This is a genomic window from Limnospira sp. PMC 1279.21 (genome assembly GCF_032349615.1).
Taxonomy (GTDB): Bacteria; Cyanobacteriota; Cyanobacteriia; order Cyanobacteriales; family Microcoleaceae; genus Limnospira; species Limnospira fusiformis.
Genome location: NZ_JARPLU010000371.1, coordinates 1 through 1,595, shown reverse-complemented (window position 1 = coordinate 1,595; position 1,595 = coordinate 1). Strand labels below are relative to the sequence as shown.

The window sequence follows — 1,595 nt, the reverse complement described above, 5'->3', positions numbered from 1 at the left end:
ATAACTGCGGGTGCAACTGCTGGTAGTTTGAATTGGACAACATTGCCTACTGCTCCAGTCACTTCAGTTGCTGGTAAGACAGGCGCTGTAACTTTAATTAAGGGAGATGTTGGTCTAGGTAACGTAGATAATACTGCTGACTCAGTTAAAAGTGTATCAAGTTCAGCTACATTAACTACAGCTAGAACAATTGCATTATCTGGTGCGGCTACAGGTACAGCAACCAGTTTTAATGGCAGTGCTAATATTACTATTCCTGTTACCAGTTTAAATGCAGCTAATCTATCTGGTGCTGTACCAAATGCCAGTATATCTGGTAGCTATAGTGGTATGACTAATTTAACTGGGTCAGGTACAGTAGACTTTGCTAAATTTTTAGGTAATGCTTCGGATACTGTTAATTTACCTAGCTTTAGTTGGACTGGCGATTTAGATACAGGTATTTATCGACCTGTTGCTGACCAGTTAGCAATCACAACTGGTGGTGTACAACGAGCTTTATTTAGTAGCGCTGGTATAACTGGTAATTTAGTAGGTAACGCTTCAACTTCAACTACACTTCAAACAGCTAGAACTATTAATGGGACCTCATTTAATGGCAGCGCTAATATAACGATAACTGCAAATACTCCAAATACATTAACAAATGGTACAGGATTAACTGGAAATAATTTTAATGGTAGTGCTGCTACTACATGGGCTGTAGCGTATGGGACTACAGCGGGAACAGCTTGTCAAGGTAATGATAGTAGATTATCTGATGCTAGAACACCTACAACTCATACTCATTCAAACATTACATTAACCGCAGGAGATGGTTTAAGTGGTGGGGGAACATTAGCAGCTAATAGAACAATTAATGTAGATTCAACTGTATTAAGAACCTCTGGAAATCAAACAATAACCGGAATTAAAACATTTAACATAACAAATAATCCAGTAACTTTTACGACTGATGAAAGTTTCCCCGATGGAAATATGCTTATTAATTTTAATGTTTGGAGGGGGTTTGACATACGCCGAATAGGGTCTATTGCTAGTACGGCAAGTTTAGTACTAAATAGTAGAGTTGGAGGGAATAGCTGGGCGTTTTCTCATCAGGGAAGTTATTCTATGCGACTTGAAGCAGAGGCTAATCCTAGAGTATTTATATATCATGGTATTAATTTTCTTGAAAGTAATGTTTGGCGAGGTGCTCCTAGCGATAGATATCCAATACACGTATATAACAATCAAATGTATCTCATAAAAGACAACGGTCTAAGTTCGTCAAACATACATACTAGATTTCGACTAGGTGGCACAAATATTGCGTACATTAATGACAGCGGGGATTATGTCAAAGGGTCTTCGGATATCAGGTTTAAAACTGTTTTAAATGAGAATGTTAATAGCTTAGATTTAATCAAAAAATTGAATGTAATTAAATTCAAATACAATAAATTAGCAGAGTTGCATGGCTTTTGTGACAAAGAAGCCAAAATAGGATTAATCGCACAAGAAGTTCAAGAATATTATCCAGAAGCGGTTGAAGTAGTTAAAAATGACCACACAGATAGCCCTGAAGTTGACGACAAAAAAATAGATTATCTGAC

At 37.1% G+C, this 1,595-nt stretch carries 1 protein-coding gene; it reads left to right on the top strand.

What is annotated here, in order from left to right:
- Positions 1 to 1,595: tail fiber domain-containing protein (locus P5683_RS24665; RefSeq protein ID WP_315645089.1), on the top strand; the 1,595-nt coding region annotated here is incomplete at both ends.